Origin of the sequence: Paenibacillus glucanolyticus NBRC 15330, assembly GCF_004000885.1 — a bacterium.
GTDB classification, from domain to species: Bacteria; Bacillota; Bacilli; order Paenibacillales; family Paenibacillaceae; genus Paenibacillus_AQ; species Paenibacillus_AQ glucanolyticus.
In genome coordinates this window covers 62,850-78,099 of record NZ_BIMC01000017.1, presented here as the reverse complement: position 1 = coordinate 78,099, position 15,250 = coordinate 62,850, and the positions used below count along the sequence as shown (strand labels likewise).

Here is a 15,250-nt window from a genome sequence, read left to right as displayed (position 1 = left end):
TTAAGCCCCTCCATTCTTGGTCATGTATCTCATCAAGGTTTCCTGTGAAGCCTGCTCTCTGCTGACTTCTCCGGTCATCCGTCCCGCGCTCATGACATAGATCCGGTCGCAGATCCCCAAAATTTCGGGCAGCTCCGAGGAAATGACAAGCACGCCCTTGCCTTCATTCGCAAGCTGGTGGATGATTGCATAAATCTCGTATTTCGCCCCGACGTCAATCCCGCGGGTTGGCTCATCCAGAATCAGAATATCCGGCTCGGAATAGATCCATTTGCTCAAGACCACCTTCTGCTGGTTACCCCCGCTGAGGTTCCCCGTCTTCTGTAGAATGTTCGGCGTTTTGATCTTGAGTTTCTTCCGCATGTCCTCCGCCACAAGTATTTCTTCCCGATCATCTATGACCATGTTCCTGGCCAGCTTGGACAATCCGGTAAGCGAGATGTTGCGCTTGATATCGTCCATCAGGATCAGGCCGTATTCTTTACGGTCCTCCGTCACGTAAGCAAAGCCGTTCTCTATCGCCTCGGTAATGGATTGATTTCGGATATCCTTGCCGTCTTTCCGAAGTGTCCCGGTAATATTCCTGCCGTAAGCTCTGCCGAAAATACTCATCGCAAGCTCGGTCCGGCCGGAGCCCATCAGCCCGGCAATGCCCACGACTTCCCCCCGGCGGATATTCAATCTTACGTTGTCAATTACTTTTCGGCCTGGTTGCAGCTCGTGATACACCGTCCAGTCCTTAATCTCCAGGATAACTTCCCCGATCTTCGGAGTCCGCTCCGGATAACGGTTCGTCAAATCCCGGCCGACCATCCCGCGGATAATCCGGTCCTCGTCCACCTCGCCACCCTTCATATTCAGCGTTTCGATGGTTTGACCATCACGCAGAATGGTGACAGAGTCCGAGACCTTCGATACTTCGTTCAATTTATGGGAGATGAGGATGCAGGAAATCCCCTGCCTCTTGAACTCCAGCATCAGCTCCAGCAGATTCTCGCTATCGTCCTCATTGAGCGCCGCTGTCGGCTCGTCAAGAATAAGCAGCTTCACCTTCTTGGATAAGGCCTTCGCAATTTCGACCAGCTGCTGCTTGCCGACGCCGATGCTGCCAACCTGCGTATTCGGATTCTCACTGAGCCCCACCATATCCAGCAGTTCCCTTGCTCCCGTCATGGTCTCGTTCCAGTTCATGATCCCCTTCTCGGCCCGTTCGTTGCCCAGATATATATTCTCGGCAATCGACAAATAAGGAATCAATGCAAGCTCCTGATGTATGATGACAATGCCCAGTTCCTCGCTTTGCTTGATGTCCTTGAATTCACACACCGTGCCTTGGAACAGAATGTCGCCCTCATACGTGCCGTGCGGGTATACGCCGCTCAGCACCTTCATCAGGGTCGATTTGCCTGCTCCATTCTCCCCGCACAAGGAGTGGATCTCGCCCTCGCGCACCTTCAAGTTCACATTGTCCAGCGCCTTCACACCGGGAAACGCTTTCGTAATGTTTCGCATTTCAAGAATGTACTCTGACATAAGGCTTCACCTTCCCATCGTTTTGTTTCTTCATAGCGACCCCGATACTATTTCAATCCGATTTCTTCCTTCGAGTAATATCCCGTCTCCACAACCTCTTTCTCCACGTTGGAAGCATCCACGGATACAGGCGGCAGGAGATAAGCCGGAACGACCTTAATACCGTTGTCGTACGATTCGGTATCGTTGACCTCCGCCTCTTGTCCCTTCAGCACACTCTCCGCCATCTTGACCGCCTGCTCAGCAAGCTGCCGGGTATCCTTAAACACGGTCTGCGTCTGTTCACCGGCTACAATCGACTTGATGGAGGCCAGCTCCGCATCCTGGCCCGTAATGACCGGCAGCGGCTTGCCCGTTGTTCCATAACCTACGCCTTTGAGTGAAGAGATAATACCGATGCTGATCCCGTCATAGGGTGACAGCACCGCATCCAGATTTTCGCTGGAATAGTTGGCACTGATCAGGTTATCCATCCGCGATTGGGCCAGCGCACCGTCCCAGCGCAGCGTAGCAATCTGGGCCATCGTTGTCTGTTTGCTCCGCACCACAAGCTTACCTGAGTCCATGTAGGGCTTCAGGACGGACATCGCCCCGTCATAGAAGAAGTAAGCATTGTTATCGTCCGGCGATCCGCCGAACAGCTCGATATTGAACGGCCCCTTCCCTTCCTTCAAGCCAAGCTTTTTCTCAATGTAGGAAGCTTGCTGAACCCCGACCTGAAAGTTGTCAAAGGTGGCATAATAACTCAGATGCTCGGTGTTGCGGATCAGCCGGTCATATGCAATGACCTTGATTCCCTGATCATGGGCCTTCTTAATGACATCGGTCAGCGTATTGCCATCAATGGAAGCAATCACAATAACGTCGACCCCTTTAGTAATCATGTTCTCGATTTGCGAAATCTGATTTTCAATGACGTCTTCGGCAAATTGAAGATCGGTTTTATATCCTTTTTCCTGAAAAATCCGCTCCATATTCTTCCCGTCAGCCACCCAGCGCTCGGAGGATTTGGTTGGCATGGCAAGACCGACATATCCCTTCTGAGCGTCCCCGGTTTGACTTTCGGCGAGGTTGCAGGCCGTCAGGGCCAGCAGCAGCGCCACGATAAGCCCCCCTAACATTCCTCTCTTCATCGGTGTGTTCCCCTTTCCGAAAAGTTGAATCGAGAGCGCTTACAAATCCGACTTTCCAAAGCCTCTCTGTACTAAAAAGGATACACTTCCTCAATGAAGCGGTCTTTCCACGAAAACAACCTTTTTTATAAATTTCATACTTTTGTTCCTGATAACATGAATTCGTCCCGGCCGCTTGTCTGTGAAGCTGTGCAAATCCACCCTACCTACGTTGTCAGACGATAAGACGGATCATGGGCCAGGCAAACAAAAAAAAAAAGACGACCCTGATTGGTCGTCCTTCGTGAACCCTGATCCTGCCGGAGTCGGCCTCTACACATACTGCTTCGTGGACTGCAGCGTACGCTCACTGCTCCTGAAACGCCGCTCCCTTGCGGTAGCCGTTAGGCGAAACGCCCATCACCTTCTTAAATGCCGTACTGAAATAGTGCTGGCTGTCATACCCGACCTGCTCGGCAATGTCGTGAATGCTCAGATCGGTGGAATTCAGCAGCTGGATGGCTTTTCGAATGCGTGTCTGGGTAATAAAAGCCACAAACGACGTTCCTAGCTCTTTTTTTAGAGTACGGCTTAAATAAACCGGGGAAACCTGCAGAGTATGGGCAAAAGACTCCAGGGTCAGCTCCCGTACGGCGTATTGTTCCTGGATCAGCTGCCTTGCTCGCCGCACCAGCGGAGAGAGCTGAGCCTCCCGGAATACCCCTTCCCGGCACGCCTCATAGGCAGCCGCAATCGATTCAGCTCCTTCCTGCACGGGTTCCATGTGAACATTTACCGTCAGCTTCAAGTACTTCTGAATCGTTTGCTCTGCATCGGCAGCCAGTTCAAGCGCGGGTTCTCCCCATATACAGATTCCGATCCATCCGGCATGATCGCGGAACAGAATGTGAGGGGCAGGGTGAAGCAGCTCGGATATAATATTCTCCATCGCAAACAAGTAGAGCTGCCGGTCGCTTTCCTTCATCAAGGGCTGCGGCGTATTCAGCTCCGGCCATCGTGCGATGCCGACCTGGGAGGGGCGGCAGGGCGGCAAACCGAGAAAATCAAGCTGCCCCGGCGCCTCCTCCTCATCCAGCAGGCCGTGAATCCACTCGAGGAGAAAACGCTCCCGCAGCAGCGGTATGTTCTTCTCGATCTGCTCGGATGCCTTCTTCAGATAATCCTCCTGAATCTGCCGATCGTCCAGCTCGTCCCGCACGCTTCCCAGCACCTGAACCAGATGCTGTGCATTCACGGGCTTCAATATGTAGTCCTTCACCCCGAGCCGGATCGCTTCCTGTGCATACGCGAATTCATCATGACCGGTAATAATGACGAACCGGCATTCGGGACGCTCCTTCTTCATTCGCCTCATGAGGGCAATGCCGTCCATAAACGGCATATTCATGTCAACCAGCATGATATCAATAGGCCGGCCAAGCGCCAGTTCCAGCGCTTCCTCGCCGTCCTCCGCCTCGGCTGCCACCTCCATGCCCAGTGACGCCCAATCCACAGCATCCCGGATTCCCTCTCGGATAATCGGTTCATCGTCAGCAATCAGTACCTGGTATGCCTTATTCATAAACTGTCGCTCCCATCATGCCCAGATGAAGAGGGAAGGGTATGCAGCAGCGGATGCGCAATGATCACCCTCGTCCCCTTGCCTTCTGTGCTCTCCAATGTGATTCCATACTTGTGGCCAAACGTCAGCCTGATGCGAGCCTGAACATTCAGCATGCCGTAACTGCGACTTCGGCCAGTCCCTTGCTCTGAATGTCCCTCCATGGCCGCTACGGGATCAGCAAGCTGTTTGCGGAGCTCCGCAAGCCGCTCCAACGCCATACCTGCCCCGTCATCCTGAATGGATAGGAATAGAACATCTTCGCTCACCTCCGCTTTGATGCCGATGCGTCCTGGTCCTCGGCGGGCTTTTATCCCGTGGTATATCGCATTTTCCACCATCGGCTGCAGCAGCAGCTTCAGGACGTACAGCTTCTCGGCCTCAGGAGACACATACATCTCCACCTGCAGCCTGTCCCGGTAACGCGTTTTCTGGATTTGCAGGTAACTGCTGATATGCATCCATTCGTCGGGCATGGGAATGATGTCATCCCCTTTGCTGAGACCGATCCGAAACAGCCTTGACAATGATTCCACCAGATCGGATACATCGTCCGCCCCTTTCTTGCGGGCCATCCAATGAATGGTATCCAGCGTGTTGTACAGAAAATGCGGCCTAATGTGGGCCTGAAGGCTGCGAAGCTCAGCTTCCCGCTTCTGCTGTTCGCGCAGCTCGCTCAGCTTCATCAGTTTGCGGATTTGCTGCAGCATCCGGTTAAAACTTCGCCCCAGCATACCTACCTCATCCTGTCGATTTCCCCAGTAACGGATCGTCAGGTCCCCGGATTCCGCTTTTTGCATGAACGACATCAGCTGCCAGATCGGTCTTGATATCGACTGGGAGAGTGTATAGGATGCCGCGACGCCAAAGAGACACACCACAAACAAGAAACAAATCATGTAAAATCGGATCTCCCGGACCTCATACACCGATTCGCTGGTCGGAAATACGCCGATTGTCCGCCAACCGGTAAAAGAAGACGTGCCGTAAATCAATTGCAGCCGTTCTCCATTTACCTCACGAATCACCGCGCCGCCTTCCTTATCCGGGAGCCATGAAGGCGGAATGGCCGGAATTAATGAATCCTCCGGTGTGTAGATGCTTAAGCCGCCCGCTTCCGTGACCATCAAATATCCGCTTTTGCCAAGCGTGACATCCCGCACCGCTCTCGCCACGGCCCGCAGCTTCAAGTCGATCAATACCGCTCCGGTCACTTCCCTTGTGTCCGGGTCCACAAACGAACGCACAACCGACACCAGCTCTTCGTCGCCATAATGAACATGGGTGGTCACCTTGCGGTCGACCGGATGTCCGAGCACCGTAAAAATCCCCTCGTTCAAAACGGCCTCCCGATACCAGGCTTCCCCGGTTAAACTCCCCGGGCTGCGGGCGTACATCTCGTTGCTGATATACTCTCCTTCGCGATTAACCAGAAGGATGGACGCGATTTCCGGATACAGCGTTGTGTAGCCTTGGAGATAGCGCTTGATTTCGTAGTTCTCCTCGTTGTCCTGCTTCACCTGAGAGGGCTGAGAAAGGGCTCTGCTTCCGCCTCCGGCTTCAGCTGCCGGTCGGTCCCCTTGAATATCACCATTCAGGAACCGCTCGATCCGCTGGTCAAACCCGATCAAATAAGTGATATTCTGAAGATTTTCCATATCATTGTCCAGAGTTTGATTGACTTTCCCGATCAATTGAATGGTATTGGAGGTGACTTGTTGGTCCACGATACGGTTGACCGTCCAATTGACCAGCACGCCCAGTGCAATGGATGGCAGAATACCAATCATGAGAAACAGGATGACCAGCTTGTATCTCAGCGGCAGGTCTCCAAATCGCAGCCAGCGCAGCAAGCCTTCTCGCCAGGACTCCATTTCATTTCTATTTCGCATAATAATCATTCACATTCTCTCGGGTCACAATCGAAATCCCGGTATCCACCCGGGTGGGAAGCGGAGAGACATCATTGCCGAGGGTCGGAGCCGGCACGGTTAGTCCGTGGTGCAGATGAAACAAATACTGCAGGGACCAATACCCCATATTCCACGTTCCCTGTGCAATCGTTGCCGCAATGGTACCATCAGATATCCGGTCGAGTGTCCCTTTATTTGTATCGAATCCGATGATGGCGACCTCTCCGGTTTTATCCGCGCCAATCACGGCATCCGCTACCCCCATCCCGCCGCTGGCCTCCGTCACGAAGATGCCCTTGAGATTAGGGTGCTTGTCCAGCATGTCGGCGGCGGCTCCTTTGGCTACGAGCGTATCGCCCTTCCCTTCCTTGACCTCCGCTACCGTCATAGCCGGATATCTCTGGGTCAAAGTTTCCCGGAAACCCTCCGAGCGGTCATCATGATTCTGCTGTCCGGGCTGAGTGATGATCCCGACCTCTCCTTCACGGCCTAACAACTGAGCCATTTTATCCGCAGCTGCAACACCAGCCTCGTAATTGTTAGTCGCCAAAAAAGAATATGCGTTGCTGTCAGGCGCGTCCGCGTCAAACAGCACGACCGGAATACCGGCATCCACTGCCTTATTGATTGTAGACGTAAGCGCCTTGGAATCAATGGCTGACAAGGCAATGCCGGCAGGCCGCTTGGCGATGACCTGTTCCAGTACAGTGATCTGCTCCTCCACGTCATATTGCGTAGAGCCGCGGTAATCCACGGACACGCCGAGAGCGTCCCCTCCGTCCTCGAAGCCCTTCAGAATGTTTTTCCAATACTCCATGCCCGATTGAAAGGTCACCATGACATAATTCTCGCCTATGCTGCCGTGCAGCCCCCCCTCCTCCCATGCCGAGGTGCGCCGATCCTCCAATCGGTACATAAACACGTATGTCAGAAAAGCCAAAATAAGAGCAGCGTACACCAGCATCATTTTCTTCATAAAAAACGCCCCCGATTCCCCATCCCAGGTAATGTCAATTCCAACTGCAATCGGTTACATAATGTATTAAGAATATACTGCAATTGTTTGAACAAGATCAAACCCCCCATCGAAAAACAAATAGCAGCCACAAAAAAACAGACTGTCCACAGGTATCCCTACCTTGACAGCCTGTTTTTTATCATTGAAAGCATCTCTTATCAGCCTGGAATGCTTCAATATCCTTATGAAACCCCCTTAACCGGATCCTTTCGAATTCCGTGCATGAATAGATTCACCACGTGACACGCAAGATCCTCTGAAGTCCGTTTCTCTGTCAGAAGCTGCTGAGCGGTCAGCCTCTCGATGACACCCACCAAGCTTTCCGCGACGATGCGCATATCGCATTCACGGTCCAAGAGACCATCCCGCTGCTCATCCTTCAGATATTGCTCCAGCATCGCTGCCATCTCAGCTTTGACGATAGCTGAGTCATCCCCGATAAAAAAACCGATCTGCGTCAGGTCCGGGTCTTTGGCAAGAAACGCAAATAACTCCCTTAGCACGCCCAGCAGACGGCTGGACACGTCATCCTCATCAATCCCACCTTCCACTCTGCTGCCCTCGATCAGCGTCTTAAGATTCGTTCGAAATTTCTCAACCAGCTCCTTAAAAATGGCCTCTTTGCTCTCAAAATACAAATAGAATGACGGCTGCGTCAATCCTGCCCGGGAAACGATGCTGCTAATTTTCGTCTGATGGTATCCTGACCTCGCAAATTCACTGGCAGCAACAATCAATAGTCTTGCCCGGCTTTCTTGTCCATTCGCACCCTTCTTCCGCAAAGCTATCCAACCTCCGAATTTAGTCATGATGTATGTAAGTTAACGCTGATTACACTTCATATTGTAAAAGCTGTCCTTGCATAAAGTCCAGACTCAACCTGGACGGAAGACTTTACACAGCCGCAAGAACGTTATAACGTAAAGGGATAAGAAGTTTAGCGTTACTGCCAAGAAGGAGATTATAAACCATGCAGGATCATTCCCAATCAAACTCGGCGGCTCTTAGGACAGCCGAAACGTATAACTCACCACATTCGCCTGCGCAGCGTGTCTTGATTGTCACGGCGGTGGATGCCGAGAAAGATGCCGTGCTGCGCGGTCTGGGCCATGCAAGCGGATTTGATGTTATTGCAGGAGGAGTCGGTCCCGCTGCCACTGCTGCGGCGACTGCCCGCCAGCTCATACAGGTCTCTTATGATGTTGTCATCAGCGCAGGTATTGCCGGCGGATTTGCCGGCCAAGCTGAAGTCAGCTCCATTGTCATTGCGGATGCCATCATTGCAGCAGATCTCGGATCCGAAACCGAGGACGGCTTCAGCAGTGTCCAGGAGCTCGGCTTCGGTACGGACCGCATTCAAGTGGATACAGCGTCCGCCCGCAAGCTTGCGGGTGCCCTGAATCGGGCCGGTGCCGCCGTAACCCTCGGTCCTGTGCTCACGGTTTCCACGACCACAGGAACAGCGGCTTCGGCCGAACGACTGGTCAACCGGGTGCCAAACGCCGCCGCTGAGGCTATGGAAGGATTCGGCGTTGCCACGGCCGCCGCTGCCGCCGGCGTCCCCGTGCTCGAAATCCGTTCCATCTCCAACATGGTCGGTCCGCGGGACCGCAGCGCATGGAAGATCAAAGAAGCGCTGCAGGCGCTTGAAACCGCAAGCTCATTACTACCGGAGGTGTTACGATGAAAATCGCCTTTTCCCCATGTCCCAACGACACATTTGTATTCCACGCCCTGGCACACGGCTTGATCCCCGGTGCGCCCGAGCTTGACATATCCTATGCGGATATCGATATGACCAACCACTGGGCTGCTGAAGATCGAGAGCAAGATATTCTGAAAATATCCTATGCCGCGCTGCCCTGGGTGTTGGACGAGTATGCCCTGCTGCCGTGCGGCGGAGCACTCGGGCGCGGCTGCGGCCCGCTCGTTCTAACTGCGGACAAGCTGTCAGATGGAGGAACCCCCGCCAGTCCTGCTGCGCTCTCGGGCCGCCGGGTAGCCGTTCCAAGCGAACGCTCCACAGCGTATCTGTTGTTCCGTCTGTGGGCGGCACAGCAAATTCCGGGTGGCCTCGGCGAAATCGTGGTCATGCCGTTTGATCAGATTATGCCTGCCGTGCGCGATGGGGCTGTCGATGCCGGGCTTGTTATCCACGAGGCACGCTTTACCTATCCATCTTACGGATTGAAGCTGATGACGGATCTGGGCAGCTGGTGGGAGTCCGATACGAATCTGCCGATTCCGCTGGGAGCCATTGTAGCGCGCAGATCCCTGGACCTGGCAAGCATCTCGAACTGGATTCGCTCCTCGGTGGAATACGCCTGGGAACATCCTGAGGAATCCAGAGCCTATGTCCTTCAGCATGCACAGGAAATGGACCCCGACGTAGCCGATGCCCACATTGATCTGTACGTAAATCCATTTACAGCAGAGCTTGGCGAAGACGGTTATGCAGCGATTTCGGCCCTGTTGAATCGCGCGGCGGATGAAGGGCTTGTACCGCGAATCGATCCAGCCCTGCTGAAGCGTCCATAACAACAAACATTAGGAAAGAGGAAGGCCAAGGCCCGGTTCCACCGGAGCTTCCAGGCCTTCCTCTTTTTTTCCCAATACATGACCTCACGGACAAATTGTGCTAGAACTCCTCCTTGGATATGTAATCATTCAATTGCCGGTAAATCCCGATAATCTCATCCATGGGCATTCTCACAAGTCCGCTGGAGGAAGGGGCCACGAACTCATGAATGCCGTCGACAACCGAGTTTGGCTGGAGTCCCCAATCCACCCGTGAGCTGCCGCTGAATTCAGTATATACCCCTTTGCCGACAAAGCAGGCCACCTCCGGTCTGTATTCCGCCAGCTTCTCCCGCAGCGTCTCTCTTCCGAGCCTGTACTCGTCTCGGGTAATATCTTCAGCGCCTCGTGTGGGTCTGGCCACAATATTCGTAAACCCGTATCCTAATTTCAGCAGTTCCCCATCCTCTGACGCTTCATATAAACGCGGGGTCAAGCCGGACTTATGCAGAATCCTCCAAAAATTGTTGCGCGGGTTTGCATAGTGATGCCCAACTTCACCTGATCGCAGGCTGGGGTTAAAACCGATAAACACCAGGGTTAATCCATAGTCCAGATGGTCGCTGACTTCGTTCATTATGACTCCTCCTATCGTTACCTCTAGCCGATACGCTGCGGACGATGACGACCTTTAATGGGAGCTTGAGGCGGCATGGTTGTTGCGCTTGCGTATTTGGTGAATGCCCATGACCAGGGCAGCAAGTTCCCAGTCCCCCAGAGTTTCGCTGTCATTCTGCAGCTCGAACGCACCAGGCTGAAGCCATCCGCTAATACGGGAAAACCGGGCTATTCCTCTCCCAGCGGTATCCGCAATTTCATATTCGTTCGAGTAGGCCGGTGACGTGATCTCATAGACACCGCGCGGTCCCGCGTCATATTCAAATTTCTTCGTAAAAAAACTCATCCGCATACGCAGCATGCCCAGCTCTTCCCCGTGCCCGTCAGCAATGTTCCATTTGTTAGAGAAGAAACGAAATGACCCGCTGCATACATGATCTCCTGAAGCATTATACACATCCAGGGAGGAGCCGAAAGCACTCTTCAAATCCAGACTCCCGATGATGCTGCCGTCCCTGTCCATCATATCTGTTCTACCTGCGTTAAAAAAGTTATCCTTAAAATATATACTCATACGCCTGTCTCCTTCCTTAATTCCTGCACGCCATGCACATCTGTTACCCGTTTAAACGATTCATCTGTTAAATTGTTTCAATTTCCCCAATGAAATTCGGGAACCGAGAAGTTTTTTCATTGTCTAATAAAATGAGGTGATGCTATTGGAGTACCTGAAACAAATGGTAGCCGTGAACGATCCGGGCTCTGTGCTAAACGGCTTGATGGAATCCTTCGGCCAGGACGTGTGGAACTATGCATTCTTCCTGACGAAACAGAAAGAAGCGGCTGATGATATCAGTCAGGACGTGTTCCTGAGGGCCTTTCAGCATTGGAATGATTTTCAGGGCAGAAGCTCTGTGAAGACCTGGCTCCTGACCATCACCCGCAACCTATCCTTGAATTATCTCAAGTCTTCTTTTATGACCAGGGTGTCCTTAACCGGCTGGATAACCCCCAAGCAAACCGGACCTTCCGCGGAAAAAGAATTCATGGACGCTGCCGCAGTCTCGCAGATATGGAAATTCGTCATGGAGCTGCCTCCGAAATACCGGGAAGTGCTCATTCTCGAATCCCACTACCGGCTGCCGCGAAAAGAGATGGCCGAACTGCTCGGAATTTCCGAAGGCACGATCAAATCCAGACTACACCGGGCGCGCACCCGAATGGAAAAGATGCTGAAAGGAGAGGATGTCCAATGAAGACTGAACAAGAACAGCAGCCGGACTGGATGCAGGAACTCGGTTCCTCTCCCTTTAATGAGCCGATGTTCACCAGCAGCATGAAATCCCGTGTGTTAAACAGCGCTGGCAGCAGCTCATTAATGAAGGACCGAACCATGCGGAGGTCCCCTGCCCGTTCGCGTTTCATGGCAGCAAGTGTTCTTACCCTGCTTCTGATCGCTGCGGTTTGGGGGTTGCGCGAATCTCCTGCCCTTCAACAGCTTATCCCGATCAAAGGTTTAGGGGGTTCGGCTGAATGGACTCCACACAACGTATATGCCGAGAACGGGGTAGATAAACTTCAGGCGATTCCGGGCGGAGATTTTGCCGCAGGCGCTCCAGCCGGTGCCTGGTGGAATTTGTTCACCCCGATACAAGAGCTGGAGGGTCAACATATCCGCATATCGGCCATTCACCGGGATACAGGGACAACGCTCGAAGAGCTGACCGAAACGGAGATTACCTCCGATATGGCTTACAATGACTTTACCCGGGTGTCTTCCCGCTTTGGCATGCCGCTCTCCGGTTTATGGAAATTCAATGTAATGGTGGATGATGAACCATACGGCGATATCGTGATTCATGTGCCTGACAGCAGCTGGGAACCAAGTCCAAGCTTCAAATCCGGCGTGTATGACATGACCGGCGTGGAAGGGCGCCTGGGCTTTATCAATCCGGGGTTTATCGCAGGTCAGCCGAATAAATACATGTGGCACTTCTGGGGACGCAGCGAAGAATTGACGGGGGACCTGCACATTACGGCAGTAAAAAGAAACACGAGCAAGATCATCGATGTTTTTGAGACGACCTTGAGACCCGGAAAACATAATGGTGCCGATGCTGCCATACCCACCACCATGTCGCTGCCTTCGGCAGGGCAGTGGAGAATTATGGCCTCCATTAACGGTCAATTGTTCGGCAGTGTCATCGTTGAGGTCGATTCGCCATAACCCCCTCCATCCATTCATACGGGGGGCTCCTCATGAAAAAGGCTGCCACGGTTCTGCAGAACATCTGCAATACCGGAGCAGCTTTTTTCGTGAAGAAGAAATGATGATCTCATATTCCGCTTGTTCAATAGCCGTTAGCGACATTATGTGGCGTTCAAGGCTTCCTTGGGAACCTCGATTTTGCTGATCTCATCATGCTTGGAGTATGCGCTCTTCATTTTCATGTCAAGCGTTACCTTATCGCCCTCTGCTGCCATCTCCATGACCATGTCCATATCGGTCGTCGCCGGCAGATACGTCTCCTTCTGTACGCCATATACAATGCTGATGCTCTTGATATCCATCTGATCCATCATCGCTTCCATCTGCGGATCGTTGCCAGCTTGATTCATCATCGTCTTGGCAAGTTCCTTCAGGTTATCCCCGGATACATTAGCCTTCAGGACATATACGTCCCCTTCTTCCGTCACTGTAAAATCCTTGGCTATCGCCTTAAACTGCTCCAACTGCTGCTCCGGACTTGCATTCGCCATGTCCAGGCTGTCCCGGATTTCCTTCTCGGACTCCGCCGGAACCTGCATCCATTGTCCGTCCATATGCATGTATATGCCGTCTTCCGTAATATACTGCTTCATCTCGACCTTGCCATCCGGGGAATCCATCGCGATGTTCTGCATCATCTCCATCGGCTCCAGCGTAATTTCCGAATCGAGTGACATATCGACATTCTGCTCCTGCTTCTCGGCACCCTCAATAACAATGTGCTGTTTTATATCGGCCTTCATGGCAAAACTCTTCAAGTTCTGAGAAGCTTCCGCTGATTTCTGAAGAAGTTCTTCTGCCGTCGGGGCGGCTTCCTCCTGCGGTTCTTCTGCAACCGGCGGCGTTTCGGCCGGGGTCGTAGTCTCTTGTCCGGTAGTTGGCGGTGCTGCGGCATCATCCCCGGCTTTGCTGTCATTGCCGCATGCGGCAATGCTCATCATCAAAATTGCTCCAAGTAATACGGCTGTCCATTTTTTCAATCGATTATCCTCCTAAAATATGTATTCCCGTGTACTTACCCAAATTTATACAATATGTAACATGTGTTGATCAAAATATTCGAAAAAGTTACACTAAACCTATTCTCATCAAGGAGCGTGCTCGATGGAAAACATTTTGGTTACCGGCTATCGAGCTCATGAGCTCGGTATTTACAATAACAAACACCAGGGCATCCCCTATATCCGCAAAGCGATTGCCAGCCGCTTGATTCCACTGCTCGAGGAGGGATTACAGTGGGTCATCACCCCTGGTCAATATGGCGTAGACCTGTGGGCCATTGAAGCTGCCATTGAACTAAAAGCCGAATATCCTCAGCTTAGATGCTCCATTCTGACGGCCTATCAGAATCCCGAGGAACAGTGGAATGACGACAAGAAGGCCTACTTCCAGGAAGTGATGAAGGGGGTAGACTTCTATGCGCCTGTCAGCAAGAACAGCTATCAGGGACCTTGGCAATTTACGGCCAGAGACGATCTCCTCCTCCGTAAAACCGATGGCATTCTGCTCGTGTACGACGAAGATAACGGTGAAGCCAGCCCCAAATTCATTAAAGAGCGCGCATTAAAGAAACAGGCCGCAGACGGCTACCGCTTCATCAGCATCGGGTCAGAGGAAATACAGGCCGTTGCCGACGAAGAGAATTCGTCGCAGGATTATTACTAAATGTCGTCAGCCCGATGACACAACCACTGCATGCCTCGAACGGCTTCCTCATTTTATTTCAATCTACGCCAAGCTCCTTACCAGCCAGCCATGGCTAACTTGCAGCATATCGGAGCGGCACTAAATATATATAAGAAGTGGTGGAGCATGAGGATTAACAAATATATCAGTCAAACGGGATTTTGCTCGCGCAGGGAGACCAACCGCTTAATTGCAGCCGGGCGCATTACGATCAACGGCAAGGTATGCGAAAAAGGGGCTGAGGTTGAGCCCGAGGATATCGTGCTCATCGATGGGCAGGAGATTCCTCATAACGATAGTGAGCCTGTATACCTGGCCCTGAATAAACCGATTGGCATCGTCTGCACGGCAGCGGATGAGGTGGAAGGAAACATCATTCGCTATGTGAATTACCCATCGCGTATATTTGCCATCGGCAGGCTGGATAAAGCATCTGAAGGCTTGATTCTGCTCACGAACGATGGAGACATCGTGAACAAAATGATGCGCTCGGAGCATGATCATGAGAAAGAATATGTGGTAACCGTCGACAGACCCGTTACGGATGAATTTATGCGGAGGATGTCTCAAGGCGTTGAAATCCTGGACGTAGTAACCAAGCCATGCGAGGTTTTCAGGCAAAGCGAAGCGGTATTCCGCATTATTTTGACCCAGGGCCTTAATCTGCAAATCCGCAGAATGTGTAAGGCCCTGGGGTATAGAGTGCTGAAGCTGGAGCGCATCCGAATTATGAATATTACGCTGGATCAATTGGAACGGGGGAAGTGGCGGCATTTGGAGGAAAGGGAGCTCCATAAACTGCTGTTCATGCTGAACTAGAATGTTATGCTGGCTGATTTCTTGGTGCTTCTGAACGTCAAACCAAAAAGCCATCTTTCAAATAGGCTCACGCCGGAAGCTGATTCCGTCACCAGGTTTACGCCGTAAACCTGGTCTCGTGTCCGATTGAAAGATGGCTCTTTT

The 15,250-nt window shown here is 52.3% G+C and carries 15 protein-coding genes; 6 read left to right on the top strand and 9 right to left on the bottom strand.

Annotated features, from left to right (window positions below; translation table 11 throughout):
* From mmsA to PGL02S_RS21175, 6 genes are all read right to left on the bottom strand, one after another.
* Complete coding sequence (gene mmsA / locus PGL02S_RS21200; RefSeq protein ID WP_036641274.1) at positions 1–1,533, bottom strand: multiple monosaccharide ABC transporter ATP-binding protein; 1,533 nt, start codon at positions 1,531–1,533, stop codon at positions 1–3.
* A 47-nt stretch (positions 1,534–1,580) separates the two neighbouring features.
* Entirely contained in the window at positions 1,581–2,666 is a 1,086-nt protein-coding gene (gene chvE, locus PGL02S_RS21195) for a multiple monosaccharide ABC transporter substrate-binding protein (RefSeq protein ID WP_006208662.1), read from the bottom strand.
* Between the two features lie 346 nt (positions 2,667–3,012).
* Positions 3,013–4,227: a response regulator transcription factor gene (locus PGL02S_RS21190; protein ID WP_036641232.1), complete on the bottom strand. Its 1,215-nt coding sequence runs from the start codon at positions 4,225–4,227 to the stop codon at positions 3,013–3,015.
* Positions 4,224–6,167: a cache domain-containing sensor histidine kinase gene (locus tag PGL02S_RS21185; RefSeq protein ID WP_370511133.1), complete on the bottom strand. Its 1,944-nt coding sequence runs from the start codon at positions 6,165–6,167 to the stop codon at positions 4,224–4,226. Before PGL02S_RS21185 ends, PGL02S_RS21190 begins: the two co-directional genes overlap by 4 nt.
* Positions 6,148–7,155 carry a substrate-binding domain-containing protein gene (locus tag PGL02S_RS21180; RefSeq protein WP_006208659.1) on the bottom strand — a complete coding sequence of 336 codons (1,008 nt, stop codon included), beginning with the start codon at positions 7,153–7,155 and terminating at the stop codon, positions 6,148–6,150. Before PGL02S_RS21180 ends, PGL02S_RS21185 begins: the two co-directional genes overlap by 20 nt.
* A gap of 224 nt (positions 7,156–7,379) precedes the next feature.
* Positions 7,380–7,979 carry a TetR/AcrR family transcriptional regulator gene (locus tag PGL02S_RS21175; RefSeq protein ID WP_036641229.1) on the bottom strand — a complete coding sequence of 200 codons (600 nt, stop codon included), beginning with the start codon at positions 7,977–7,979 and terminating at the stop codon, positions 7,380–7,382.
* Between the two features lie 188 nt (positions 7,980–8,167).
* Between PGL02S_RS21175 and PGL02S_RS21170 the strand changes: the two genes are divergently transcribed.
* Together PGL02S_RS21170 and PGL02S_RS21165 are read left to right on the top strand one after the other, a co-directional pair.
* On the top strand, positions 8,168–8,884 hold the full coding sequence (locus PGL02S_RS21170) for a futalosine hydrolase (protein WP_006208656.1): 717 nt from the start codon (positions 8,168–8,170) through the stop codon (positions 8,882–8,884).
* On the top strand, positions 8,881–9,735 hold the full coding sequence (locus PGL02S_RS21165) for a 1,4-dihydroxy-6-naphthoate synthase (RefSeq protein WP_006208655.1): 855 nt from the start codon (positions 8,881–8,883) through the stop codon (positions 9,733–9,735). The genes PGL02S_RS21170 and PGL02S_RS21165 overlap by 4 nt, the downstream gene beginning before the upstream one ends.
* 100 nt (positions 9,736–9,835) lie before the next feature.
* On the opposite strand, the gene PGL02S_RS21160 is transcribed toward PGL02S_RS21165, so the two are convergent.
* On the bottom strand, positions 9,836–10,351 hold the full coding sequence (locus PGL02S_RS21160; protein WP_006208654.1) for a mismatch-specific DNA-glycosylase: 516 nt from the start codon (positions 10,349–10,351) through the stop codon (positions 9,836–9,838).
* Positions 10,352–10,405: 54 nt separating this feature from the next.
* Entirely contained in the window at positions 10,406–10,906 is a 501-nt protein-coding gene (locus PGL02S_RS21155; protein ID WP_006208653.1) for a hypothetical protein, read from the bottom strand.
* Between the two features lie 163 nt (positions 10,907–11,069).
* Between PGL02S_RS21155 and PGL02S_RS21150 the strand changes: the two genes are divergently transcribed.
* Positions 11,070–11,588 carry an RNA polymerase sigma factor gene (locus PGL02S_RS21150; RefSeq protein ID WP_051449240.1) on the top strand — a complete coding sequence of 173 codons (519 nt, stop codon included), beginning with the start codon at positions 11,070–11,072 and terminating at the stop codon, positions 11,586–11,588.
* Positions 11,585–12,559 carry a DUF4871 domain-containing protein gene (locus PGL02S_RS21145; protein WP_036641227.1) on the top strand — a complete coding sequence of 325 codons (975 nt, stop codon included), beginning with the start codon at positions 11,585–11,587 and terminating at the stop codon, positions 12,557–12,559. The genes PGL02S_RS21150 and PGL02S_RS21145 overlap by 4 nt, the downstream gene beginning before the upstream one ends.
* 143 nt (positions 12,560–12,702) lie before the next feature.
* Here PGL02S_RS21145 and PGL02S_RS21140 read toward each other — a convergent pair whose 3' ends face one another.
* A complete protein-coding gene (locus PGL02S_RS21140; protein ID WP_036641225.1) occupies positions 12,703–13,581 on the bottom strand; it encodes a DUF6612 family protein in 879 nt (292 codons plus the stop codon).
* A gap of 124 nt (positions 13,582–13,705) precedes the next feature.
* Here PGL02S_RS21140 and PGL02S_RS21135 point away from each other — a divergent pair, with 124 nt between their 5' ends.
* Complete coding sequence (locus tag PGL02S_RS21135) at positions 13,706–14,266, top strand: DUF1273 domain-containing protein (protein WP_036641224.1); 561 nt, start codon at positions 13,706–13,708, stop codon at positions 14,264–14,266.
* Positions 14,267–14,413: 147 nt separating this feature from the next.
* Positions 14,414–15,106 carry a pseudouridine synthase gene (locus PGL02S_RS21130; protein ID WP_036641222.1) on the top strand — a complete coding sequence of 231 codons (693 nt, stop codon included), beginning with the start codon at positions 14,414–14,416 and terminating at the stop codon, positions 15,104–15,106.
* The last annotated feature ends 144 nt before the right edge of the window (positions 15,107–15,250 follow it).